The organism is Verrucosispora sp. SN26_14.1, assembly GCF_004307965.1.
Classification (GTDB): Bacteria; Actinomycetota; Actinomycetes; order Mycobacteriales; family Micromonosporaceae; genus Micromonospora.
Genome location: NZ_SISL01000051.1, coordinates 1 through 21,967, shown reverse-complemented (window position 1 = coordinate 21,967; position 21,967 = coordinate 1). Strand labels below are relative to the sequence as shown.

The window sequence follows — 21,967 nt, the reverse complement described above, 5'->3', positions numbered from 1 at the left end:
CGCCTCGGCGTCGTCGGTGCTCGGCGGATCCGCCGGGGTGGCGCTGCCGACCATCGCCGGCTCCGGTGCGGCGGTCGCCGCCCGGCGGCGCAGCACCCGCCGCGTCACCAGCATCGGCACTTCCAGCACGACGAGGATCACCAGCAGGTAGAACATCACCGCGAGCCAGAGGTATCCCGGCCAGGCGAGCCAGTACATCCCGGACCGGGTGCCGATCATGGTCGACGGTACGAGCAGTGCCAGCACCACCGCGCTGACGGTGCCGATCCGCCGCCAGCGCCCGGCGGTGGTGGTGTCCTTGACCAGCCGCTTCCAGAGGTAGAGGTGGATCAGCCCGGTGATCAGGGCAAGCGTGGCCACGAAGCCGAGTACCGCGAACACGTGTGTGGATCCCCCTCAGCCACCGGCGAAGGGAGGCAGGACGTCGATCGTCGCTCCGGCCGGCAGCGGCTGCTTCCGATCATGACAGGTGACACCGTCGACCAGAAAACTCGCCACCTTGAGCACCGGCACCAGTCGCGCGCCGTGCCGGTCGGAGAGCTCCGCCAGCACCTCTTCCAGCGATCGCCCGGCGGTGGTGGTCTCCTCGGCGCGACCGGCGGCAGCGCGGGCCCCGGCGAAGTAACGGACGGTGACGGTCGCCACGGTCACCCTCCGATGGCCGACATGGGCCGGGTCGGTTGCAGGAAGGTCGGGTCGTCGATGCCGTGCCCGGCCCGCTTGCCCCAGGTCGCCGCCGTCCAGCGGCGGGCCACCTCGTCGTCGTCGGCCCCGGCCCGCATCGCTTCGCGCAGGTTCGACTCCTCGGTGGCGAAGAGGCAGTTGCGGATCTGGCCGTCGGCGGTGAGCCGGGTCCGGTCGCAGTCGCCGCAGAAGGGCCGGGTCACCGTGCCGATCACGCCCACCCGCGCCGGGCCGCCGTCGACCAGCCAGGTCTCGGCGGGTGCGGTGCCGCGCGCGGTCGGGTCCGGGCTCAGCGCGTACGCCGAACGCAGCGTCGTCAGGATCTCCTCGGCGGTGACCATGGCGGCGCGGTCCCAACCGTGCTGGGCGTCCAGCGGCATCTGCTCGATGAACCGCAGCTCGTAGCCGTGGTCGAGGGCGAAGCGGAGCAGTGCCGGTGCCTCGTCGTCGTTGACGCCCCGCATCAGCACCGCGTTGACCTTGACCGGAACCAACCCGGCCTCGGCGGCACCGGCCAGACCGGCCAGGACGTCCGACAGCCGGTCACGTCGGGTGAGCCGGGTGAAGCGTTCGCGGTCCAGGGTGTCCAGCGAGACGTTCACCCGGTCCAGCCCGGCCGCCCGCAGCGCCGGAGCCAGCCGGTGCAGTCCGATGCCGTTCGTGGTCAACGACAGCCGGGGGCGGGGTTCGAGTGCGGCGGCGGCCGAGACGATGTCGACCAGACCTGGACGGATCAGTGGCTCGCCGCCGGTGAAGCGGACCTCGGTCACGCCGAGTCGGCACACCGCCACCCGGATCAGCCGGATCACCTCGTCGTCGGTGAGCAGCTTCGGCCCGGCCAGCCAGGGCAGTCCCTCGGCGGGCATGCAGTAGGTGCAGCGCAGGTTGCACTTGTCGGTCAGGGAGACACGCAGGTCCCGGGCGACGCGGCCGTACCGGTCGACGAGGGCGCCGGCGGTCGGCGGGGCGACGCTCACCCGTCGACCGTAGCGCGCTCGGCCCCGCTCAGGGTGGCCCGGGCGGCGTGGACGACCGAATCCCGGTACGCGCCGCCGAACAGGGCGGTGTGCACCAACAGCAGGTGCAACTGGTGCAACGGGACCCGGTCCCGCCATCCGTCGGCCAACGGCCAGGACTCGTCGTACGCGGCCAGGATCCGGTCCGCGTGGGGTGCCCCGCCGAAGAGCGCGAGCTGGGCGAGGTCGGTCTCCCGGTGTCCACCGTGCGCGGCCGGGTCGACCAACCAGACCCGGTCGTCGGCGCCCCAGAGCAGGTTGCCCGGCCAGAGGTCACCGTGGATGCGGGCGGGCGGCTCGTCGCCGCCGAACTCCTCGATGCGGGCCACGACCTGCTCGACGAGCGCGGCGGCGGTGGCGTCCAAGGCGCCACCGTCGACCGAGCGACGCAGGTAGGGCACGATCCGGAACTGCGCGAACCAGACCGGCCAGGGACCGGCGTGCGGAGTGTTGTCCGCCGGCAGCGCGCCGATGAAGCCCGGCCAGGGTGCCCCGAAGGCGGGTGCCCCGGCCCGGTGCAACTCGGCCAGCTCACGGCCGAAACGGTCGGCCGCCGTCCGTCGAGGCTCGCCCGGCTGCACCCATTCCAGCGCGAGCAGGTCGGGCAGCGCCACCAGCACCTCCGGTACGCCGACCGCACCGGCCTCCCGCAACCAGCGCAGCCCGGCCGCCTCGGTGGCGAAGAAGCCCTCCGGCACCTCTCGGTCGGCGTGCTCCGGCCAGGTCTTGGCGAACACCGAGTGCCCGTCGTCCAGGGTCAACCGGCTGGCGGCACAGATGTCGCCGCCACCCACCGGCGTCTCCCGGATCCGCTGATGGGTCAGGAAGGTCGGCAACTGCTCCGGATGCGCCCGCAGGTACGCCAGATCCATCCCCGCAAGGTATCCCTTCGGATGCAAGGAAGGGCCCCCTACTAACGCCTCGTGTATAGGAAGGGTCCCCTCCTTACATCCGTACGCCGGGCGCCGAGGTCGGGTGAACCGCGCTGAACTGGGTGAATACCTAGGGTGACTGTGGATAACCCGCGTGTCGTCCACAGGGGCGGCGGCGGGAAGGGGGCCGCTCGCAGGCTGGCCTCATGAACTCCACGGACCTGCCCCGCCTCACCGTCAGATCCCCCGCCGACCTCATCGCGGCCGTGCCGTACCTGCTCGGCTTCCACCCCACGGACAGCGTCGTGGTGGTGGCATTGGCGGGCTCCCGGATCGTCTTCGCCGCCCGGGCGGACCTGCCCGGCGAGGGTGATCCTCGGGAGTCGGCGGAGCACATCGCCGCGGTGACCGGGCGGCAGGGCGCCGACTCGGCCACGGCGATTGGGTACGGCCCGCCCGAGCGGGTCACTCCGGCCGTGGACGCGGTCCGGGTGGCGCTTGCCGACGCCGGGCTCACCGTGGTGGACGCGTTACGGGTGACCGGTGACCGGTGGTGGTCGTACGTCTGTCAGGAGCCGGAATGCTGCCCGCCCGAGGGCACTCCGTACGACCCGAGGGCCAGCGCGGTGCCGGCGGCGGCGGTCTTCGCCGGCCAGGTCGCGTTGCCTGACCGGGCCGCTCTCGCCGCTGCGGTGGCCCCGGTCGGCGGGTCGGAGATGCGGCGCGCCGCCGAGCGGGCCGATCGGCGACTCGCCGACCTGCTGGCGGAGGCGCCCCCGGCCGACCTCCTCGGCGGTCGGGCGCTGCGGACGGCCGGGGTGTCGGTGCTGCGGGCCACCCGACGCCGTCACCGCGACGGGACGCCATTGGCCGACGACGAGGTGGCGTGGCTCTGCCTGCTGCTGACCCACCTGCCGGTGCGGGACCACGCCTGGGAACGCACCGACGGCCGGGACGAGGACGTGGCGTTCTGGACCGAGATGGTGCGCCGGGCCGAGCCGGACCTGTCCGCCGCGCCCGGAGCCCTGTTGGCGTTCGCCGCCTGGCGGGCGGGGCAGGGCGCACTGGCGGCGGTGGCGTTGGAGCGGGTGTTGGCCGAGCATCCGGACTACTCGCTCGCCCTGATCGTGGACGACCTGCTCCGCCGGGGAGTGCCGCCGTCACGCCTGGACGGCTGGCCGAAGTCGCCGAAGGCGCTGCGGCGGGGCGGGCGTCGGCCCGGCCGTCGCCCGCGATGATTAACAAGAAGTCTTGTACGTCACTTCTTGTATGTCTAGGGTGGCGACATGCCGAACGACGAGAACGTGCTGCACCTGACCGACCCCCGTGCCATGCGGGCGCTCGCCCATCCCACCCGGCTCCGACTCCTCGGCGAACTGCGGCTGCGGGGGCCGCAGAGCGTCGGGATGCTCAGCGACGTCGTCGACGAGGCGGTCGGCTCGGTCAGCTATCACCTGAGCAAGCTCGCCGAGCACGGCTTCGTGCGGGAGGCTCCGGAGTGTGCGCGCAACCGTCGGGAGCGGTGGTGGCGCGCCGCGCACGCCACCACCTCGTGGGAACCGTTGGAGACACTCGACGACCCGGAGCGGAAGGTCGCCTCGGACCTGCTGCGACGCGCCGTGCTGGAGCGGTACCAGGAGGCCCTGAACAGCTACCTCGCCGCCGAGGCGACCTTCGAGCCCGAATGGGTACGCGGCACCGCCAGCAGCGACAACGCCTACCACCTGACTGCTGCGGAACTACGGGAACTGCGGACCGACCTGGAGGCGCTGGCCGTGCGCTGGCAGAAGCGCAGCGACCCGGATCGCGCCGACGCCCGCCGGGTCACGATGATCTATCACGCTTTCCGGCGGCCGGAATGAGTCGCCCGACCCGTGTGCCGTTGGTCGGTCTGCTGGTCGGACACACGGTCTCGCTGACCGGCAACATGCTCACGATCATCGCGCTGCCCTTCTACGTACTCGCCGAGACCGGTTCGCCGGTCGCCACCGGCGTCACCGGTGCCGTCGCGACCGCGCCGATCGTGCTCGGTGGCGCACTGGGCGGAGTCCTGGTCGACCGGATCGGCTACCGCCGCGCGAGCGTGCTCGCCGATCTGGTCTCCTGCCTGACGGTCGCCGCGATCCCCCTCCTGTACGCCACGGTCGGACTCCCGTTCTGGGCGCTGCTCGCGCTGGTCTTCCTCAGCGGTCTGCTCGACACGCCGGGCCAGACGGCCCGGGTCGCCCTGCTGCCCGAGGCGGCCACCGCCGCCGGCCTGCCCACCGAACGGGCGATCGGCTGGTTCGAGGCGACCGAGCGCGGTGCCCGGCTGCTCGGTGCGCCGGTGGCCGGTCTGCTGGTCGCCACCCTGGGGGCGTTGCCCGTGCTGGTGCTCGACGCGGCCACGTTCGTGCTGTCCGCCGTTGTCGTCGCCGTACTGGTGCCGGCGAACCTCCAGCCCGGCGCCGACGAGCCCGCGACCGGCGACGCCACCGGTTACTGGCGCCAGTTCGCCGCCGGCGTCCGGTTCCTGCTCACCGAGCCCCTGTTGCGGGTGCTGGTCCTGTTGGTGCTGGTGACCAACTTCTTCGACGCGACCAAGACCAACGTGCTGCTGCCCGTGGTCGCCCATCGGGATCTCGGCGGAGCGGCGGCCCTCGGGCTGCTCGTCGGCGCCATGGGCGGCGGGGCGCTGGGCGGCTCGTTGGTGTTCAGCGCCGTCGGTCACCGGCTACCCCGCCGGGTCACCTTCGTGGTGGCCTTCGCGGTGGCCGGTCCGCCGCCGTTCCTGGCGATGGCCGCCGGGCTGCCGTTGCCCGGTCTGCTCGCCGTGTTCGTGACCGCCGGCTTCGCCGCCGGGGCGATCAACCCCATGATCGGCGCGATCAAGCTCGAACGCGTACCGGTCCGGATGCGTGCCCGGGTGTACGGCGTGATCGGCGCAGGAGCCTGGGCCGCCATCCCGCTCGGCGCACTCGGCGCGGGCTTCGCCAGCGAACACCTCGGCACCACGACCACTCTCGTCGCGGTCGGCGCCGGCTACCTCCTGGTGGTCCTCACCCCACTCCTCGGTGGCCCGTGGCGGACCATGGGTCGTCTACCGACCCCGACTCGGAAGACCGCCCCGGGGGCTCGACAGGCCACGGCACCAGCGCCGCAGTCGGACCGGGAGACACGGATAATCACCGGATGAGCGAGTGCCCGGGTGGTCCGGTATGAGCGTCGCGCTGCTGCTGTCCCTCGTGGGACTGGCACTCGTCGACAGCACCAGCATCGGCACCCTGTTCATCCCGGTCTGGCTACTGCTCGCCCCGGGTCCGGTTCGCCTCGGACGGGTGTCGACCTATCTGGGCACCATCGCCGGCTTCTATTTCGTGGTCGGGCTGCTGCTCTACTTCGGCGGCAGCGGGTTGGCCGAGATGTGGGGCGGTGCGCTGGACAACCGACCGGTGCTGTGGGGGCAACTCGCGCTCGGTGTCGGGTTGTTCGTGTTGAGCTTTCGGTACGACGGCAAGCGCGGGGGCGGTGGCGGTCGGGTGCTGCGCTGGCGCGACCGGGCGACGTCCGGTGACGCGTCGGCGCGTTGGCTGGTCGGGTTGGCGGTGTTCGCCGCGTTGGCCGAGGTGGCGACCATGCTGCCGTACCTCGGTGCCCTGGGTCTGCTCACCACCTCGGGCCTGGGCGTGCCGCAGGTGATCGCGTTGCTGGCGGGATACTGCCTGGTCATGATCCTGCCGGCGGTGGTGCTGCTGGGCGCACGGGTGGCCTGGCCGAGGCGGATCGAGCCGCTGCTCGCCCGCCTCAACGCGTGGATCGTCCGGTCGTCGGGCAGCATGCTGGGTTGGGTCCTGGGCATCGCGGGTTTCCTCATCGCCCGGGACGCCGCCGTCCGGTTGGAGCTGTTCGAACTGCTGGCCAACCGCTGAGCGACGGTCAGCCGGTCACCCGCTGGGCGCCGGTGTAGATGTTCATCGTCCGGCCGCGCAGGAAGCCGACCAGGGTGAGCCCGGCCTCGGCAGCCAGGTCGACCGCGAGCGTGCTCGGCGCCGACACCGCTGCGAGCAGCGGCAGCCCGGCCATCCACGCCTTCTGGGTCAGCTCGAAACTGGCCCGGCCGGAGACCAGCAACAGGTGCCCGGCCAGCGGCAACCGCCGTTCGCGGACCGCCCAGCCGATCACCTTGTCCACCGCGTTGTGCCGGCCGACGTCCTCGCGCAGCACCAGCAACTCGCCGTCGGCGGAGAACAGTCCCGCCGCGTGCGACCCGCCGGTGCGGTCGAAGCCCCGCTGTCCGGCCCGCAGCCGCTCGGGAAGCTCGGCCAGCACCTCGGCGGGGACGGCGAGTGGGTCGGCGGCCACGTCGAACCGGGACCGGGTACGGACCGCGTCGATGCTCGCCTTGCCGCAGACCCCGCAGGCGCTGGTGGTGTGGAAGTGCCGGGTCGTGTCGGTGCCGGGCGACGGTACGCCCGGAGCCAGCGTCACGTCGACCACGTTGTAGGTGTTCGGCGTCTCGGTGCCGGCGCAGAGCTGCGCGGTGGACACGTCGTCCGCCGAGCCGATCAGCCCCTCGGTGAACAGGAAGCCGAGCGCCAGATCCAGGTCGGCGCCGGGAGTCCGCATGGTCACCGAGAGGGGACGACGTCGGTCCGGCCCGGCCGGCCCGACCCGGATCTCCAGCGGCTCCTCGGCGGCGAGCGTGTCCGGCCGGCGGACCCGGATCCGTCCGGCGTCCGTCGCGTCGAGGTCGATGCGGAGCACCCCGCGTCGCTCACTGGCCCGTCCCATCCCGCCATCCTGCCCCGCCCGCTCACCCCACCGCATCCGACCGCTCACCCCGGCCACCCTGTCCGGCTGGACCGCCCGGCCGAGAGCCGCCTCGGGCCGGTAGCAGGGTCGGAAACGGCCGATCCCCTGCGGGTTACCGTGATCCGGTGACGGTGTACGCGGCGATCGTGCTCGCGGGTGGGTCCGCGCGCCGGATGGGTGGGCGGGACAAGCCGGCGCTGCCCGTCGGCGGCGTACCGATGCGCGAACGCGTGCTCGCTGCTGTCGCCGACGCGACGCCCCGCATCCTGGTCGGTCCGGGGCCGGCCCCGGCGGGGGTGCTCCCGACCCGGGAGTCACCGCCCGGTGGTGGTCCGGTCGCCGCCACCGCAGCCGGGATGGCCCTGCTCGAACCGGGTGTACCGGTCGTCGCGCTGCTCGCCGCCGACCTGCCGTTGCTGACCCGACCTGCCGTCGGTGACCTGCTGCGTCAGCTGGACACACCGCCGGTGGACGGGGTGTGTTTCGTGGACGCCTCGGGACGGCGACAGACGTTGTGCGGCGTGTGGCGTACCGCTGCCCTGCGCGCGGCGCTGGACCGGCTCGCCGGACGGCACGCCGGAGCGCCGCTGCGGGATCTGCTCGCCGGGCTCACCGTGCGCGAGGTGAGCTGGTCAGGTGGCGGCCCACCGCCGTGGTTCGACTGCGACACTGACGGTGACGTACGCCGGGCGGAGGAGTGGGCGCGATGACGGTGCTGGACGACTGGGTCACGGCGGCCTGCGCGGAACTGGGACTGGAACCGGCTCAGGTGCCGGTGCCGACCGTGCTCGACCTGGCCCGCGACGTCGCCCACCAGGTGGTGCGTCCGGGTGCCCCGGTCACCGCGTACCTGCTCGGCCTGGCCGTGGGACGCGGCGCCGACCCCGTCGCGGCGGCGGCCCGGCTCGCCGACCTGGTCGGCACCTGGCCGGTGGAGTTGGGCGGCGACCGGCCGGCCGACTGACCACGACCGAGGGTTGTCCGATCACGGTCCGGGCCGCGCCGACCGACACGGCGGCTGGGTAGGGTGACCGGAACGGACGGAGGCGATCATGACGGCAGACCACCCCTCGGCGCCGCCCGGCACGCCGGCGCATCACCACGAGTCGATCCTGCTCGACGAGCCGACCACGGCCGACCTGCGGGCGAAGGTGACCCAGGCGTGGCGGGAGTTCGCGAGGGCGCTGGCCGACCGGCTGGTCGACCTGCCGGCGGGAGCGCGCGTGGAACTGACGCTCGACCCGACCGCCTCGGGTACGGACGACGCGGTCTACTCCGTCGGAGCCGACGTGGGCGCGGACGGCCGGCTCAACGCGCGCGCGGTCGGCAACGCCACCCTGCCGCAGGGCTACCGGCTGGATCGTGCGGCCGTCGCCGACATGGTCGCGCTGGGCTGGTCGCCGCCGGGTGTGGTGGAAGGCTCCGGTGACCAGTTCGGTCTGCACTGCGGGGTCGACGAGGCGACCCGGCTGGCGGCGGTCCTCTCCCGCACGCTGCGGGACATCTACGGTGCCCCGCATCCCGCGTTCCTGGTCTATCAGATCGAGGACGCCGAGGGTGAGCCCCTTGCGGGTCCGCCGCTGGGCACGGCGCGCAGCGAGTTCGGCCTGGTGCGGGAGATCGGCACCGAGCTGGAGGAGGCGCTGGCCGCCGCCGGTGGGGACGGCGCGGAGACCGAGGTGCTGGATCTGGCCGAGCGGGTACGCACGGTCGTCTCCACCATGCTCAAGTCGGACTCGGACCGGGTCCAGGTCGACTCCGACGGCGACATCAACATCCGTGCGGGCTCGGCGATGGTCTTCGTCCGGGTCCGGGACAACCCGCCGCTGGTCGACGTCTTCTCCCCGGTCCTCACCGAGGTCGAGCCCACCGAGCGGCTGTACGTCAAGCTCTCCGAGCTGACCAACCGAATGCCGATCGGTCGGCTCTACTGTGCCGACGACACCGTGTGGGCCTCGATCCCGGTCTTCGGCCGGAACTTCCAACCCACTCATCTGATGCTCGCCGTGCAGGTGATGACCGGCCTCGCGGACGAGTTGGACGACCGTCTGCACGGCGAGTTCGGCGGCAAGCGCTTCTTCGGCGAGGGGGACAAGCCGGGACGGGGTGAGCACCGCACCGGCATGTACCTCTGACCGTCGACCGCCTCGCGCCGCTGTGCGGTGGAGGCGGGTGGGACCCGGAAACCCCGAGAAACCGGGCCCCACCCGCGTGGGAGGAAGGTTCAGGTCGTCGCGATCCAGCCGACGCTGCGTGCGGTGGTCGGGTCGGTGGCACGCAGGCCGCTGGCGGAGACGGTCCAGAGCACGTCACCGACCACCAGCGACCGGCGTACCGGGGACCACGTCCGCCGGTTCTCGCGGTCCGTGGACGGGTGGGTCACCTCGCCGATCTCGCGGACGGTGTCGCTGCCGACGCGCAGCAGCCGGATGCCGCCGCCCACCGGCAGGGCCACCAGGTCGCTGTCCGGCCGGTACAGGAAGGCATGCGGGTCGTGCTCGGCACCGGACCACCCTCGGGGCAGATGCCACTGGTCCAGCCGGTGCGGGCGGCCGGGCTCGCGAACGTCGAAGAGGGAGACCTGTACGCCCTGGGTCCGCCCCCGCGCGTCAGCCTCCTGACCCACCCCGAGCAGCCGGCCCTCGGGCAGCGGGTGCAGGTAGCCCGAGTACCCGGTGATCTTCAGTTCGCCGGTGACCCGGGGCGCGCCGGGGTCGGTCAGGTCGAGTGAGTAGAGCGGGTCGGTCTGCCGGAAGGTCACCACGTACGCCACCGGCCCGAGATAGCGCACCGCATAGATCCGTTCGCCCCGGCCGAGCCCGCCGACCATCCCGGCGGAGACGAGTGACCCGCCCTCGCGACGCAGCACGCGTACCGCGGATTCGGACGTCCGGCCCTGCTGCCTGCCGCCCCAGACGTCGCCGGTGGTGGTGGCCACCCGTAGGTGCCCGTCCCACTCCGACAGCGCGTACTGGTTGATCAGCCAGCCGGGGACGGTGCCCGAGGCGACGAAGCGGGGACGCCCCGGCGCTGCGGTGTCGAACTGGTGGATCTCGGTGACCTCGTCGGCCGTCGACGGCCGCAAGCGGGCCGTGTCGGCCACCGGACGACGACCGGCGAGGAAGAGACTGGTCGCCGTGCCGTAGACGGTGCTCGCGTCGGCGACCACGCCGACCGGGTCGCCGTCGCCGAGGCGGTCGGTGGCCAGGTCGAAGCTGAGCACGGTCAGCGTCGACGTGCCGGTCATCCGTGCCGGGCGGCTCAACCGGTCGCAGCCGATCCGTCCGGTGCGCCGCTCGGTGCCTGCCGTCCACTCGTACTCGGGCAGCCACGCCCCGATGCCCGCACGCGCGATGACGGCACGGTTGCGCGCGGTCCGCTCCCGGTCGCTGCCGTCCCTGTCGAACGGGAACTCCAGCCGGGGCGCCGAGTTCACCACCACCCGGGCGGTCGTGCCGGTCAGCCGCGCGTCCACGGTGCGGCCCTGGATGCGGTACGTCGCCAGCACCCGTGGTGCGCCGGAGAGGTCGACCAGGACCAGTCGGGCGTCACCGATCGGGCCCCGGATGCGGCTCGCGACGCCGGTGGTCGTCTCACCGGCGGCTTCGGTGAGGACCAGCGCCCGGTCACCGAGCAGCAGCAACCGCTGATCCGTCCAGTGCAGGCGCTCGACGCCGTCGGTGAGGTCGAGTTCACCGGTGATCCGTCGGCTGGCCGGGTCGACCACCCGCAGCACGCCGCCGGTGGTCGTGACGATCCGCCGACCGTCGGTCTTGACCAGGTCGGGTTCGTCGACGCCGGCTTCGTGGTTGTTGGTCGTGGAGTGTTCCGGCGCGGCTCCCGTCGGTGCGGCACCGGCTCCGGTCGGCGCGGCCCGGCCTTCGGCGCCCTTCGCCACGTCGCCGGCCCCGAGGGCGGCCCGGTCGCTGAACGTGCGCCAGCCCCCACCGAAGCCGTACGGGCCGACCGAGGCGGCGGCCGCCGCGCGCAGCTCGGTGAGGGCGTCCGCGCAGGAGTCGAAGGAGACCAGACCGACCGGCACCATCCGCCCGTCCGTCCCGACGGGTGGCGCCGGGGCCGGTGCCGCCGACATGCTGCCGGCCAGCAGCGTCAGCGCGACCAGTGTGCCGCCGGCGGCGGTGGCCTTGATTCCCCGGGTCATGCGCGGTTCGACGCGGCGTTCCGCGCTCCGGTTCCCCGACGGGTGGCATCGGCCGGGGAACCGGAGGTGGACCGGAGAGCTATGTGGACGGCAGCCAGGCCAGACGCGACCGTGCCTGGGGCGGCTGCGACGATGCGGGGAGCCGGGCCCGCCCCGGTGGCCGGGTCGGACGTCTGCGGATCTGCCGTCTGGTTCAGTTCGTGGAGGGTCCGACGCCCGGGGACTCCACCAGTCGGGAGAGCACGATGGTGCTGCGGCTGGAGGTGACGAACGATTCGGCCCGCAGTCGCTCCAACGCTTCTTCTAGGTGGGCGATGTCGGCGGCCCGCAGGTGGATGAGCGCGTCCGCCTCACCGGAGACGGTGTACGCCCCGACCACCTCGGGGTGCCGGCGTACCGCCGCACCGAGCTGGGCCGGAGTGGTGCGGCCGGCGCAGAACAGCTCGACGAACGCCTCGGTGGTCCACCCGACGGCGGCCGGGTCGACGATGGCGGTGAATCCCCGGATCACCCCGGCCGCCCGCAGTCGGTCGACCCGTCGCTTGACCGCCGGAGCGGAGAGTGACACTCGGGTGCCGATGTCCGCGTACGAGGCGCGAGCATCCGCGACGAGCAGCGCAATGATTCGTTGGTCGACGGCGTCGATCTGCAATGTTCTGCTCCTGAGAAGCAATGTTTGCGGCTGTTACTAAAGTGGCACCCTACCTACCCTTGGTGACCGTGAACCAGCAGCGAGTACCGCGAAAGCGGACATATCTCATGTGCTCGCCCGAGCATTTCACGGTCGAGTACGCGATCAACCCGTGGATGGACGTGACCGCCTCGGTCGACCCGGAACTGGCGGTCAAGCAGTGGGCCCGCCTACGGGAGACCCTGGTGGGCCTCGGCCACGACGTGCACCTGCTGGTTCCCGAACCCGGCCTGCCCGACATGGTCTACGCCGCCAACGGCGCGTTCACGGTGGACGGCACGGCCTACGGGGCGCGGTTCAAGCACCCGCAGCGGGCCGCCGAGGCCGCCGGGCACCGGGCGTTCTACGAGTCCCAGGGCTGGCGGTTCATCGCGCCGAACGAGACCAACGAGGGCGAGGGTGACTTCGCGTACCTGCCGGAGGCGCACGGCGGGCTGGTCCTGGCCGGGTACGGCTTCCGCACCGAACTGCCCGCGCACGCCGAGGCACAGGAGGCGCTCGGCCGTCCGGTGGTGTCGTTGCACCTGATCGACCCGCGCTTCTATCACCTGGACGTGGCGCTCGCCTCGATCGACGACGGCAACGTCGTCTACTACCCGGGTGCGTTCTCCGCCGCCAGCCAGCGGGTGCTCGCCCAACTCTTCCCCGACGCGGTGGTGGCCGACGACGACGATGCGCTGTCGTTCGGCCTGAACCTGGTCAGCGACGGCGCCAACGTGGTGCTGAACAGCGAGGCGAACCGGCTGGCCGGTCGGCTCAAGGCGGCCGGGTACACGCCGGTGCCGGTGGAGCTGGCCGAACTCAAGAAGGGCGGCGGCAGCGTGAAGTGCTGCGTCGCCGAGCTGCGGCCCTGATCCGACGCCCGGGGCCGGCCGTCGCACCGGGCCGGCCCTGGACCCTGCGTCGACTCAGCCGAGCGTGGCCAGCTCGCTGACCAGCACGTTGGACAGCAGTTGGCCGTCGCGCTGCACCTCGCGCAGATACCACTTCTGCTGCGGGGTACGCGGCTGGTTGAACTGCCAGGCGCCGCGCGGGCTGTCGATCTGCCCGATCCGACCCAGCGCCAGATTCACCTCCTGCGCCGTCGGGGTCGCACCGGCGAGGCGGATCGCCTGGTCGAGCACCTTGGCCGCGTCGTAGGAGGCCATCGCGTACGTGGTGGGCGAGGCGTTGTGCTTCTTGCGGTACGCCGACGCGAAACGGCGGTTCGCGGCATTGTTCAGGTCGGCGGAGTAGTTCAGGGCGGTCCGGATGCCGAGCGCGTCGTTGGCCGGGCGGATGCTCTCCAGCACCGTGCCCTCGGTCAGGAACCCGGGCGCGTAGATCCGGCCCCGGAATCCGGCGTCCCGCAGCTGCATGACGAACTCGACCGCCGCCGCACCGGAGTAGAAGCAGAAGACCGTCGACGGACTGCGGCTCAGCGCCTGGCTGATGTCGGTGGCGTACGCCGCCTTGCTGGGGCTCGGGCTGCCGGTGGTCCAGATCACCGGGTCGGAGATCCTCGGGTCGGACTCACCGAACTCCTGGCGGAAGCCGCGCAGCACGTCCTCGCCGCCGCCACCGCCCTCGGGCAGGATGATGGCGACCCGGTCGGCCGTACCCAGCTCGTCCTTGAGGTAGCGGCCGAGCGCCCGGCCCGCCTCGTCGAGCACGTACGACGTCCGCCAGATGTAGACGACGCTCTGCAGGCTCGGTGGTGAGGCGTTGGAGCCGATCAGCGGTACCCGGGCCTGCTCGACCGCGTCCCGGATGCCGAACATGACGGCGGAGCTGGCGACGCCGGTCATCGCGAGCACGTTCTGTTCGAGCAGGCTGCTCACGGCGGCCTGGCCGGACTTCACGGTGTCTCCCTCGTCGGCGACGACCAGGTCGACGGGGTGGCCGCCGAGACTCCGGTCGTTCAGGTCGAGGTAGAGCTGGAAGCCGTTGGTGAGTTCGTCGCCGATGGCTTTGTCCGGGCCGGCCTGCGGCGCGATCAGACCGATTTTGATCGGACTGCCGCCTGTGACGGTGGTGGTCCCCTCGTCGCCGTCCGTGCCACACGCGGCGACGAGGCTCCCTGTTCCGAGCGCGGCCAGCAACTGTAGTGCTCGCCTGCGGTTCATCTGCGACACCGGGTTCCCTTCAACACGCGTTGCCTGGGCGGGTACGCCCCATCGGCGTTCTACCTGCTTCGCGACGCTGCGTCAATGATTAATGATCTTCGCCAAGAGACCGCAACACGCTGGTTACCTTGGGCCAGGCCGGCGCCTCGGGGTCGATGAGCCCGAAATGCTCGCATCCGGAAAGCTCTACAAGGCGCATATCGGCCCCGGCTGCCTGGTTTGCGGCCACGTACGCCCTGCTCATGGCGACCGGAACCTGTTCGTCGAGCGTGCCGTGCATCACTACGGTGCGTGTCGGGAGCGGTACCACGGATCGCGGGTCGACAGCCGCGTACCGGTCGGGTACGTCGGCCGGACCACCACCCAGCAGGGCCGCCACCGCACCCCCGTCCAGGTCCAGCCGGTACCCCTCGGCGAGGTCGGCGACCGGCGCGAGAGCGAGCACTCCCGCCACCGCCTCCGGCACGTGTCGCGCCGCGTGCAGGGCGAGGTGGCCACCGGCGGAATGACCGACCAGGACCGCTGGTGTCGGTGTCACCAGACCGGGCAGCACCTCGGCCGCCAGCCGGGGAAGTGCGGTCACCGCGGCCAGGACGTCGTCCGTCGTGCCGGGCCAGCCGCCGCCGGGTTGCCCGGTCCGCCGGTACTCCACCTGTGCCACCGGATGACCGAGCGCGGCGAGCGCGGCGGCCATCGAGTCGGTGTGCCGCCGGTCGTACTCGTGGCGCCAGAAGCCCCCGTGTACCACGACCACCAGCCGTCGGGAGGACCCGGTGCCGGACGGCCGGCGCAGGTCGGCGACCTGGTCGGGGTGCTCGCCGTAGGCGACGGTGACGTCCGGGGCGGCAGCGGGACGGGTCAGCACGGCCCGCGGGTCGGAGGTCATCGGCCGACCGTAGCGCGCAACGCGCCGGGCCCGGTGCCGGGTGGAACGCGCGGTGACCGGTGCATCGCAGGGCGGAGAGAACGGGCGAGGAGTCCGTGCACCGGGCCGCCGGGCGGGAACGGCGGGGACTGGGTAAAGATGGGTGCCATGACCGAAGCACACTCAGCTGGACAGAACGACGAGCCTGGCCAGGACGATGCCGGGCACTCCGGCACGGTGGTGGTGGTCGGGCCGGACGGCCGCCCGGTCGGCACCGTACAGACCGACGAGGGCCCCGGCGAGGACCCGACGCGCCTGGTCGAGCAGCCGGCCAAGGTGATGCGGATCGGCAGCATGATCAAGCAGCTCCTGGAGGAGGTCAAGGCGGCCCCACTCGACGACGCCAGCCGACACCGGATGCGGGAGATCCACGAACGCTCGATCGTCGAGCTCAAGGAGGGCCTCGCCCCCGAGCTGCGCGAGGAACTCGAACGGCTCTCGCTGCCGTTCGCCGAGGACCAGGCGCCAAGCGAGGGCGAGCTGCGGATCGCCCACGCCCAGCTCGTCGGTTGGCTGGAGGGCCTGTTCCACGGCATCCAGGCCGCCCTGGTGGCGCAGCAGATGGCCGCCCGGGTACAGCTCGAACAGATGCGTTCCGGCCGGCAGGCGCTGCCCAGCGGCCCCGCCGGGGCGGTGCTGCCGGGGATGCCCGGCATGGGCCAGCCGGGTGGTGCCGGTGGCGAAGGACACAGCACCGGTCAGTACCTCTGACCACCGCGCGCGTCGTGCGACCTCGGCAGGTCGCACGACGCGCCGCGCCGTCAGTCGACCCCGAAGACCTTCTCCAGGTACGCGGCCACGCCGTCGGTGGAGTTCGTCGAGGTGACGTCGTCGGCGACCGCCAGCACGGTGGGGTGCGCGTTGGCCACCGCCACCGCCCGGCCGGCCCAGGTCAGCATCGGTACGTCGTTCGGCATGTCGCCGAAGGCCAGCACGTCGGCCGGGTCGACGCCGATCCGGTGGCAGTACCAGGCCAGCCCGGCCGCCTTCGTCACCCCGGCCGCCGAGATCTCCACCAGTCCGGAGTTCGACGAGTGGGTGGCCTCCGCCAGCCCCGCCAACGCGGTCGAGATCATCTCGGTGAACCGGTCCGGATCCTGGTCACCGGCCCGGACCAGCAGCTTCACCGCCGGCGCCGACAGCAGCTCCTCCGGCTTGTCCACAACCCTGATCGCCGCGTCACCGGCCTCCCAGCGCACCGGATAGTGCGCCTCGTGCCGCATCTCCCGGCTGTCGACGATCTCCACCGCGAGGCTCACGCCCGGCACCTCCGCCCGCAGGCGCTCCGCCACCTCGGCGAGCAACTCCGGCGCCAGGGGATCGGCCCGCAGCACCTGGTCGTCGACGGGGTCGTAGACCACCGCGCCGTTGGCGCAGACCGCCGGCACCGGCTCGGCGAGCTGCTCGTACACGAGTCGGAGCCAACGGATCGGACGGCCGGTGACCAGCACGACCGGCGTGCCCCGGGCGGAGATCCGGGCCAGCACCGCAGCGGTGTGGGCACTCAGCGTGCGGTCGTCGCGGAGCAGCGTGCCGTCGATGTCGGTGGCGATCAGGCCGGGCGTCGCGTCCATCACCTGGACAGTAGCCGGTCGAGGTAGACCGCGACCCCGTCGTCGTCGTTACGCAGAGTGATGTCGTCGGCGGCGGCGCGTACGCTCGGGTGCGCGTTGGCGACGGCCACCCGCGCCCAGCCGGCCCACTCGAACATCGGCAGGTCGTTCGGCATGTCGCCGAAGACCAGCACCTCGGCCGGGTCCACGCCGAGGGACTGCGCGACCACGGTCAGGCCGGAGGCCTTGTCCACCCCGGGCGGGCAGATCTCGATGAAACCGAGCCCGGCCTGGGTGAGCGTGGCCAGGTGCGGCGGCACGATCTCCCGGGCGACCGCCAGCAACTCGTCGACATGGTGGTCGGCGGTCCGCACGAACGCCTTGATCACGTCACCGGCGAGGCACTCGTCCCGGGTGCGGACCTCGAACCGGTCCGGGTAGGGCCAGTCCGGGTGGTAGTCGCCCCAGAGCGGCGCCTCGTGCTCGTCGGAGGCCTCGACCATCACCGTCAGCGGGCCGACCGCGACCTCCAGATCGGCCAGCAGACCGGCCAGCACGTCGCTTGCGAGGCGCTCGTCACAGAGCACCACCGGCCCGGCCGGGTCGCTCTGGTCCACCACCCGGCCGCCGCCGGCCAGCACCAGGAAGTCGGCGGCACGGATGTCGTTTCGGGTCAGCTCGGTCAGCCGGGGTCCGCGACCGGTGGCGCCGACCACGGGGATGCCGGCGGCACGCACCCGGTCGAGAACCTCATGGGTGTACGCCGAGACGGTGTCGTCGCTGCGGACGAGAGTCCCGTCCAGGTCGGTGGCGATCAGCTTGGGCAGGCCCGGGCGGGTCATGGTTCCTCCTTCGCCCGCCGCCGTCGCGGCCAGCCGTACTGGTCGCCGGGTAGGCGACCCGGCGTGACGGCGGGCAGCAACCGTACCTCGGTAAACAGGTCGCAACCACGGCTTCCCGGCGAATCGGATACCAACGGACGGCTGCCGCGAGGTGACGTTTCGGGCAGGACCGCCGCCACTCTGGTCGCCACTCCGGTCGGCGCTCTTGTCGGCGCTGAGATGTAAGGAGGGGACCCTTTATATACACCAGGCGTTAGGAAGGGGCCCTTCCTTACACCTCAGTCGGGCGGGGACTCGCGGGCGAACGGGACCGTCGGGGAGACGGTGATGTCGGCCGGCGGGCGCCCCTCGTCCGGGTCCTCCTGGGCGGCCCGCCGTCGGGAGCGCCGCCGTGCCGTCGGATCGGTGGCTGCGTCGTCCGGGTCGGCCGGTGCCCCGCTCGGCGTCACCTCGGCCCCGGCGGGCGCGATCCGGACGAGTGCGGCGGCGAACAGCAGCACGGCCGCGAAGGCCATGAACAGGCCACGTCCGTGCTCGGTCCGGAAGGTCTCCTCGCCGGAGTAGAACATCAGCCCCCGGCGGGCCGCGTCGCCGAGCGACGACGTGGTCGCCGCGAGCAGCGCGATCATGCCGGCGGCGAGCGCCAGACCGGCCACCCGGGCGTTGACCTGTGCGGCCCTGGTGCCCCGCAGCGCGAGCGCCACCGTGCACCCGAGCCCCAGGAGACCGGTCAGGTAGCCGGTGCCCAACCCGCCGATCTCGGCGACCCCGTTGGTCACCTCCAGCGGACCGGTGGGATCCGGGCCGGTGGGGATGGTCATCGTCACCCACTCGCCGAGCAGCGAGGCGACGGCGGCGGCCGCGCCCAGCCCGGCCAGCAGCAGGGGCACCCGGTGGTCCCGGCCGAGGCCGGAGACGGCCCGCCGGAGGCGACTCCCGCCCGTCGACTCGTCCGCCGCACCCCATTCGAGGACGCTGGCACCGTCGGCGCGTTCGTCCTGCCGGGGGATGGGGAGGTCGTTGGTCATCGTTCGCCCTCTCGTCGGAGCCTGGACGCCGGGTGCGGCGCTGACCAGGACGGTGGGTCGGCGTGAATCATTCCACAGCAGGCCGGTGACGTGCGGTTCCCCGCAGTGAGCCCCGCTGGTCGGTCGCCTGCCGGCGTCCGGTGGACTAGCGTCAGGTGCATGCCTATCCGTACCGCTTCCGCACGCTGGCAGGGCAACCTTCCCGAGGGCTCCGGCACGATCAGTACCGGCAAGGGAGGGATGCAGGGGAACTACTCCTTCAAGTCCCGTTTCGAGGAGGGAGAGGGCACCAACCCCGAGGAGTTGATCGGCGCCGCGCACGCCGGCTGCTTCTCGATGGCCTTCTCCAAGGCGCTCGCCGACGCCGGGACCACCGCCACGTCGGTGGAGACCACCGCCAAGGTGCACCTGGACAAAACCGACGCCGGAATGACGGTGACCCGCATCGAGCTGGACACCGTCGGTGAGGTCCCCGGCATCGACGAGGCGCAGTTCGCGAAGCTGGCCGAGGCCGCGAAGCAGAACTGCCCGATCTCGCGCCTGCTGTCGCCCGGTGCGGAGATCACCCTCACCGCCCGCCTCGCCTCCTGACCGCCCTGCGCTGATCTCGCGCCTCCGGCACCCCGCAGACCGTCCGTGGGCCTCGGAGGCGCGAGATCGCGCGTCGGGTGAGGAACAATGAGGGTGTGGCGGTCGAGATGGAGCGCGAGCGGTTCGAGGAGTTGGTGGGGGAGGCGCTGGACGAGGTTCCGGAGGAACTGCTGGCGCTGATGAGCAACGTGGTGATCCTGGTCGAGGACGACCCGCCCCCGGGCGAGGACCTGCTCGGCCTCTACGAGGGACACGCGTTGACCGACCGGGGCTGGGACTACGCCGGAGTCCTGCCGGACCGCATCCTGATCTACCGCAACCCGATCCTGCGGATCTGCGACACCGACGACGACGTCATCGACGAGGTCGCGGTGACCGTGGTGCACGAGATCGCCCACCACTTCGGCATCGACGACGCGCGACTGCACGAACTCGGCTGGGGCTGACCGCCCGGCCCTCTTGCGGCGCTGCCCTACCGTCTGGCCAGACACGGCGAGTACGGGAGGGAACCCATGCGTAGCGAGCTGTTCTCAGCGGCGAACCTGGAGAAGGAGTCCGCGCAGCCCGGTATGCGGCTGCAGAACGCCAAGATGTTGAAGATCGAGCTGAACGGCGAGGCGATGGCCCGCGTCGGCTCGATGGTCGCGTACCAGGGGCAGGTGCAGTTCCAGGCGCTCGGCTCCGGCGGGCTCGGCAACTTCATCAAGCAGAAGCTCACCGGCGAGGGTGTGCCGCTGATGAAGCTGACCGGTCAGGGCGACGTCTTCCTCGCCGACTTCGCCAAGGACGTGCACGTCATCGACCTGGAGCCGGGGGACGCCCTCTCCATCAACGGGTCCAGCGTGCTGGCCTTCGATTCGACGCTGAGCTACGACATCAAGATGGTCGGCGGCGCGGGCATGGCCTCGACCGGCCTGTTCAACTGCGTCTTCTCCGGTCAGGGCCGGATCGCGGTGACCACCCGGGGCACCCCGGTCGTGCTCAGCGTCGACGCCCCCACCTACGTGGACCCGCAGGCCGCCGTCTGCTGGTCGGCGGGCCTGCAGACGGGCTACCACCGGGCCGATCAGCTCGGGCTCGGCACGCTGCTGGGGCGGACCACCGGTGAGGCGTACACGATGAGCTTCGCCGGGCGGGGCTTCGTCGTCGTCCAGCCCTCGGAGGAGCCGCCGGTGATGGGCAGCGGCCAGCAGGAGCAGGGCGGGGTGCTCGGCGGCCTGTTCCGCTGAGCCTGGCCGCTCAGCCCAGCTCGCCCGCCCGGATCCGGGCGAGCCAGGCTGCGGCGTCGGTGTAGTCGGCGTCGGAGAGACCGGCCGGGGCCGGCACCGGCCGGTCGCCGGCCGTGCCGTCCCACCGGTGCCGGGGGTACGAACCGAGGAAGCGGACGTCGGCGCAGATCCGTCGCAGCCCCTGGAGGGCCTCACCGAGCCGGTTGTCGGCGACGTGGCCGGTGCAGTCGAGGAAGAAGACGTACCGGCCCAGCGCCTCACCGGTCGGACGGGACTCGATCCGGGTCAGGTTCGCCCCGCGTACGGCGAGTTCCATCAGCACGGACAACAGCGCGCCCACCCGGTCGTGGGCGATGTAGACCGCCAGCGAGGTCACGTCGTCGCCGGTGGGCGGCGGAGGCGGGCCGGGGCGGGACAGCAGCGCGAACCGGGTGACCGCGTCCGGATGGTCGGCGATCTTGTCGGCCAGCACGGCGAGCCGGTGCCGGGCCGCGCCGATGGGTGCGCAGATCGCCGCGTCGTACTCACCGGTGGCGGCACCGGCCGCCGCGGCGCCGTTGGAGAGGACGTCGACCACGACCGCGTCGGGCAGGTGGGCCCGCAGCCAACCCCGGCACTGGGTGGACGCCTGCGGGTGGGCGGCGACACTGCGGATGGTCGGCAGCAGAGTGCCCGTCCGCGCTCCGAGCACGAACTGCACCGGCAGGATCACCTCGCGGGTGATCACCAGAGGTTCGCCCTCGGCCAGTTCGTCGAGCGTGACCCCGACCGCGCCGCCGATCGAGTTCTCCAACGGCACCAGCGCGGCGTCGGCCTCTCCGACGCGTACCGCCTCCAGGGCCTCGCCGACGCTGCGGGCCGGCGTGCGGCTGCCCCGCTCGGCGGCGGGCACCGTACGCAACGCCTGTTCGGCGAAGGTGCCCTCGGGCCCGAGGTAAACGAAACGGGTCGGTGGCGTTCCCGGCATGGCGAACAGCCTACGCACCCGCCGAGGGTGTGGACGCCGATGGCGTCGGTGACTGCCCGGACGGCGTCGGTGCGGGTGCCGGTGGCGGGGAGGGCACGGGTGGCACCGGCACCGGCACGGATCCCTCGTCGCCGCAGGCCAGCGTCCTGATCCCGACGGGTGCGGCCACGCGTACCTCGACCGAGCAGACATCGGTGCCGGCGGTGACCAGCCGCAGGGTGCCGGCCTGGTCGCGGGTGACCACCTGGAGCGGCTCGTACCCGGTCACGTCGATGCCGGTGAAGTGCCATCCGGCGGCGCAGCGCGGCCCGCTGGTGACCTGCACCCGCGCGGTGCGGGGGAGCAGCCCGTCGCGACCCCGGACGAGGTCGAGGATCCGTTGCCGGGACGGCTGGCCGGGGCAGGCGACCGCGACCAGACCGGCGTCGGTGGGCATGCCGGTCGGAACGGTGCCGGGCGGCTCGCCGAAGGGCGGCGGTGTCGGGGTGGCCGACCCGGTCGCGGCGGCCGT

General features: G+C 72.4%; 25 protein-coding genes and 1 pseudogene. 12 read left to right on the top strand and 14 right to left on the bottom strand.

The annotated features are described in order from the left end of the window. The 4 genes and pseudogenes from EYA84_RS07990 to EYA84_RS07975 form a co-directional block, all read right to left on the bottom strand. Positions 1-381, bottom strand: a pseudogene (locus tag EYA84_RS07990) (metallophosphoesterase); the annotation flags it as partial. Positions 382-396: 15 nt separating this feature from the next. Next, the gene (locus tag EYA84_RS07985) at positions 397-651 is read right to left on the bottom strand and encodes a MoaD/ThiS family protein (protein ID WP_236145647.1); all 255 of its coding nucleotides are present in this window, start codon (positions 649-651) and stop codon (positions 397-399) included. Further along, positions 648-1,661: a GTP 3',8-cyclase MoaA gene (moaA, locus tag EYA84_RS07980; RefSeq protein ID WP_131052383.1), complete on the bottom strand. Its 1,014-nt coding sequence runs from the start codon at positions 1,659-1,661 to the stop codon at positions 648-650. Before moaA ends, EYA84_RS07985 begins: the two co-directional genes overlap by 4 nt. Then, a complete protein-coding gene (locus EYA84_RS07975; RefSeq protein WP_131052382.1) occupies positions 1,658-2,572 on the bottom strand; it encodes a fructosamine kinase family protein in 915 nt (304 codons plus the stop codon). Before EYA84_RS07975 ends, moaA begins: the two co-directional genes overlap by 4 nt. Positions 2,573-2,778: 206 nt before the next feature. Between EYA84_RS07975 and EYA84_RS07970 the strand changes: the two genes are divergently transcribed. Genes EYA84_RS07970 through EYA84_RS07955 form a run of 4 tightly spaced genes read left to right on the top strand, consistent with a single transcriptional unit; the run spans position 2,779 to position 6,480 of the window. Next, a complete protein-coding gene (locus EYA84_RS07970; protein WP_131052381.1) occupies positions 2,779-3,810 on the top strand; it encodes a DUF4192 domain-containing protein in 1,032 nt (343 codons plus the stop codon). Between the two features lie 48 nt (positions 3,811-3,858). Continuing rightward, on the top strand, positions 3,859-4,434 hold the full coding sequence (locus EYA84_RS07965; RefSeq protein WP_131052380.1) for a helix-turn-helix domain-containing protein: 576 nt from the start codon (positions 3,859-3,861) through the stop codon (positions 4,432-4,434). Further along, a complete protein-coding gene (locus EYA84_RS07960) occupies positions 4,431-5,747 on the top strand; it encodes an MFS transporter (RefSeq protein ID WP_131052379.1) in 1,317 nt (438 codons plus the stop codon). The genes EYA84_RS07965 and EYA84_RS07960 overlap by 4 nt, the downstream gene beginning before the upstream one ends. Positions 5,748-5,769: 22 nt before the next feature. Next, complete coding sequence (locus EYA84_RS07955; protein ID WP_131052378.1) at positions 5,770-6,480, top strand: GAP family protein; 711 nt, start codon at positions 5,770-5,772, stop codon at positions 6,478-6,480. Between the two features lie 7 nt (positions 6,481-6,487). Here the strand turns inward: EYA84_RS07955 and fdhD are convergent, their stop codons facing one another. Next, the gene (gene fdhD, locus EYA84_RS07950) at positions 6,488-7,342 is read right to left on the bottom strand and encodes a formate dehydrogenase accessory sulfurtransferase FdhD (RefSeq protein WP_131052377.1); all 855 of its coding nucleotides are present in this window, start codon (positions 7,340-7,342) and stop codon (positions 6,488-6,490) included. A 146-nt stretch (positions 7,343-7,488) separates the two neighbouring features. Here fdhD and EYA84_RS07945 point away from each other — a divergent pair, with 146 nt between their 5' ends. The 3 genes from EYA84_RS07945 to EYA84_RS07935 all read left to right on the top strand — a co-directional run bounded on the left by EYA84_RS07945 (position 7,489) and on the right by EYA84_RS07935 (position 9,498). Next, positions 7,489-8,073 (top strand): molybdenum cofactor guanylyltransferase, encoded by a 585-nt coding sequence (locus EYA84_RS07945; protein ID WP_131052376.1) that lies wholly within the window; start codon positions 7,489-7,491, stop codon positions 8,071-8,073. Next, entirely contained in the window at positions 8,070-8,327 is a 258-nt protein-coding gene (locus EYA84_RS07940) for a DUF6457 domain-containing protein (RefSeq protein WP_131052375.1), read from the top strand. The genes EYA84_RS07945 and EYA84_RS07940 overlap by 4 nt, the downstream gene beginning before the upstream one ends. Positions 8,328-8,415: 88 nt before the next feature. Continuing rightward, positions 8,416-9,498 carry a hypothetical protein gene (locus EYA84_RS07935; protein WP_131052374.1) on the top strand — a complete coding sequence of 361 codons (1,083 nt, stop codon included), beginning with the start codon at positions 8,416-8,418 and terminating at the stop codon, positions 9,496-9,498. An 89-nt stretch (positions 9,499-9,587) separates the two neighbouring features. On the opposite strand, the gene EYA84_RS07930 is transcribed toward EYA84_RS07935, so the two are convergent. Further along, complete coding sequence (locus EYA84_RS07930; RefSeq protein ID WP_131052373.1) at positions 9,588-11,525, bottom strand: beta-propeller domain-containing protein; 1,938 nt, start codon at positions 11,523-11,525, stop codon at positions 9,588-9,590. Positions 11,526-11,718: 193 nt separating this feature from the next. After that, positions 11,719-12,177: an Lrp/AsnC family transcriptional regulator gene (locus tag EYA84_RS07925; protein WP_131052372.1), complete on the bottom strand. Its 459-nt coding sequence runs from the start codon at positions 12,175-12,177 to the stop codon at positions 11,719-11,721. 59 nt (positions 12,178-12,236) lie between these two features. Here EYA84_RS07925 and ddaH point away from each other — a divergent pair, with 59 nt between their 5' ends. Beyond that, positions 12,237-13,070, top strand: coding sequence for a dimethylargininase (gene ddaH / locus EYA84_RS07920; RefSeq protein WP_343232761.1), 834 nt, complete (start codon positions 12,237-12,239; stop codon positions 13,068-13,070). A gap of 54 nt (positions 13,071-13,124) precedes the next feature. Here ddaH and EYA84_RS07915 read toward each other — a convergent pair whose 3' ends face one another. Both EYA84_RS07915 and EYA84_RS07910 read right to left on the bottom strand, forming a co-directional pair. Next, positions 13,125-14,330: an ABC transporter substrate-binding protein gene (locus EYA84_RS07915; protein WP_131052371.1), complete on the bottom strand. Its 1,206-nt coding sequence runs from the start codon at positions 14,328-14,330 to the stop codon at positions 13,125-13,127. A 79-nt stretch (positions 14,331-14,409) separates the two neighbouring features. Continuing rightward, complete coding sequence (locus EYA84_RS07910; RefSeq protein ID WP_131052370.1) at positions 14,410-15,207, bottom strand: S9 family peptidase; 798 nt, start codon at positions 15,205-15,207, stop codon at positions 14,410-14,412. A 138-nt stretch (positions 15,208-15,345) separates the two neighbouring features. Here EYA84_RS07910 and EYA84_RS07905 point away from each other — a divergent pair, with 138 nt between their 5' ends. Further along, the gene (locus EYA84_RS07905) at positions 15,346-15,957 is read left to right on the top strand and encodes a bacterial proteasome activator family protein (protein ID WP_131052369.1); all 612 of its coding nucleotides are present in this window, start codon (positions 15,346-15,348) and stop codon (positions 15,955-15,957) included. Positions 15,958-16,007: 50 nt separating this feature from the next. On the opposite strand, the gene EYA84_RS07900 is transcribed toward EYA84_RS07905, so the two are convergent. The 3 genes from EYA84_RS07900 to EYA84_RS07890 all read right to left on the bottom strand — a co-directional run bounded on the left by EYA84_RS07900 (position 16,008) and on the right by EYA84_RS07890 (position 18,669). Then, positions 16,008-16,820, bottom strand: a complete 813-nt coding sequence (locus tag EYA84_RS07900; RefSeq protein ID WP_131052368.1) for an HAD family hydrolase — start codon at positions 16,818-16,820, stop codon at positions 16,008-16,010. Next, positions 16,820-17,641 carry an HAD hydrolase family protein gene (locus EYA84_RS07895; RefSeq protein WP_131052367.1) on the bottom strand — a complete coding sequence of 274 codons (822 nt, stop codon included), beginning with the start codon at positions 17,639-17,641 and terminating at the stop codon, positions 16,820-16,822. Before EYA84_RS07895 ends, EYA84_RS07900 begins: the two co-directional genes overlap by 1 nt. 278 nt (positions 17,642-17,919) lie before the next feature. Further along, positions 17,920-18,669 carry a hypothetical protein gene (locus EYA84_RS07890; protein ID WP_131052366.1) on the bottom strand — a complete coding sequence of 250 codons (750 nt, stop codon included), beginning with the start codon at positions 18,667-18,669 and terminating at the stop codon, positions 17,920-17,922. Between the two features lie 159 nt (positions 18,670-18,828). Between EYA84_RS07890 and EYA84_RS07885 the strand changes: the two genes are divergently transcribed. From EYA84_RS07885 to EYA84_RS07875, 3 genes are all read left to right on the top strand, one after another. Continuing rightward, a complete protein-coding gene (locus EYA84_RS07885) occupies positions 18,829-19,260 on the top strand; it encodes an OsmC family protein (protein ID WP_131052365.1) in 432 nt (143 codons plus the stop codon). Between the two features lie 107 nt (positions 19,261-19,367). Further along, the gene (locus tag EYA84_RS07880; protein ID WP_131052386.1) at positions 19,368-19,706 is read left to right on the top strand and encodes a metallopeptidase family protein; all 339 of its coding nucleotides are present in this window, start codon (positions 19,368-19,370) and stop codon (positions 19,704-19,706) included. Between the two features lie 66 nt (positions 19,707-19,772). Further along, positions 19,773-20,489 carry an AIM24 family protein gene (locus EYA84_RS07875; protein WP_131052364.1) on the top strand — a complete coding sequence of 239 codons (717 nt, stop codon included), beginning with the start codon at positions 19,773-19,775 and terminating at the stop codon, positions 20,487-20,489. 10 nt (positions 20,490-20,499) lie between these two features. Here the strand turns inward: EYA84_RS07875 and pheA are convergent, their stop codons facing one another. After that, positions 20,500-21,456: a prephenate dehydratase gene (gene pheA, locus EYA84_RS07870; protein WP_131052385.1), complete on the bottom strand. Its 957-nt coding sequence runs from the start codon at positions 21,454-21,456 to the stop codon at positions 20,500-20,502. A gap of 10 nt (positions 21,457-21,466) precedes the next feature. Continuing rightward, positions 21,467-21,967: hypothetical protein (locus tag EYA84_RS32400; protein ID WP_161594926.1), on the bottom strand; the 501-nt coding region annotated here is incomplete at its 5' end.

What these genes read in the sequence shown, in the direction of transcription:
- EYA84_RS07975 (WP_131052382.1), bottom strand. Translation starts at nt 2,572, where the DNA reads ATGGATCTGGCGTACCTGCGGGCGCATCCGGAGCAGTTGCCGACCTTC.
- EYA84_RS07970 (WP_131052381.1), top strand. Translation starts at nt 2,779, where the DNA reads ATGAACTCCACGGACCTGCCCCGCCTCACCGTCAGATCCCCCGCCGAC.
- EYA84_RS07965 (WP_131052380.1), top strand. Translation starts at nt 3,859, where the DNA reads ATGCCGAACGACGAGAACGTGCTGCACCTGACCGACCCCCGTGCCATG.
- EYA84_RS07960 (WP_131052379.1), top strand. Translation starts at nt 4,431, where the DNA reads ATGAGTCGCCCGACCCGTGTGCCGTTGGTCGGTCTGCTGGTCGGACAC.
- EYA84_RS07955 (WP_131052378.1), top strand. Translation starts at nt 5,770, where the DNA reads ATGAGCGTCGCGCTGCTGCTGTCCCTCGTGGGACTGGCACTCGTCGAC.
- fdhD (WP_131052377.1), bottom strand. Translation starts at nt 7,342, where the DNA reads ATGGGACGGGCCAGTGAGCGACGCGGGGTGCTCCGCATCGACCTCGAC.
- EYA84_RS07940 (WP_131052375.1), top strand. Translation starts at nt 8,070, where the DNA reads ATGACGGTGCTGGACGACTGGGTCACGGCGGCCTGCGCGGAACTGGGA.
- EYA84_RS07935 (WP_131052374.1), top strand. Translation starts at nt 8,416, where the DNA reads ATGACGGCAGACCACCCCTCGGCGCCGCCCGGCACGCCGGCGCATCAC.
- EYA84_RS07930 (WP_131052373.1), bottom strand. Translation starts at nt 11,525, where the DNA reads ATGACCCGGGGAATCAAGGCCACCGCCGCCGGCGGCACACTGGTCGCG.
- EYA84_RS07910 (WP_131052370.1), bottom strand. Translation starts at nt 15,207, where the DNA reads ATGACCTCCGACCCGCGGGCCGTGCTGACCCGTCCCGCTGCCGCCCCG.
- EYA84_RS07905 (WP_131052369.1), top strand. Translation starts at nt 15,346, where the DNA reads ATGGGTGCCATGACCGAAGCACACTCAGCTGGACAGAACGACGAGCCT.
- EYA84_RS07900 (WP_131052368.1), bottom strand. Translation starts at nt 16,820, where the DNA reads ATGGACGCGACGCCCGGCCTGATCGCCACCGACATCGACGGCACGCTG.
- EYA84_RS07895 (WP_131052367.1), bottom strand. Translation starts at nt 17,641, where the DNA reads ATGACCCGCCCGGGCCTGCCCAAGCTGATCGCCACCGACCTGGACGGG.
- EYA84_RS07890 (WP_131052366.1), bottom strand. Translation starts at nt 18,669, where the DNA reads ATGACCAACGACCTCCCCATCCCCCGGCAGGACGAACGCGCCGACGGT.
- EYA84_RS07885 (WP_131052365.1), top strand. Translation starts at nt 18,829, where the DNA reads ATGCCTATCCGTACCGCTTCCGCACGCTGGCAGGGCAACCTTCCCGAG.
- EYA84_RS07880 (WP_131052386.1), top strand. Translation starts at nt 19,368, where the DNA reads ATGGAGCGCGAGCGGTTCGAGGAGTTGGTGGGGGAGGCGCTGGACGAG.
- EYA84_RS07875 (WP_131052364.1), top strand. Translation starts at nt 19,773, where the DNA reads ATGCGTAGCGAGCTGTTCTCAGCGGCGAACCTGGAGAAGGAGTCCGCG.
- pheA (WP_131052385.1), bottom strand. Translation starts at nt 21,456, where the DNA reads ATGCCGGGAACGCCACCGACCCGTTTCGTTTACCTCGGGCCCGAGGGC.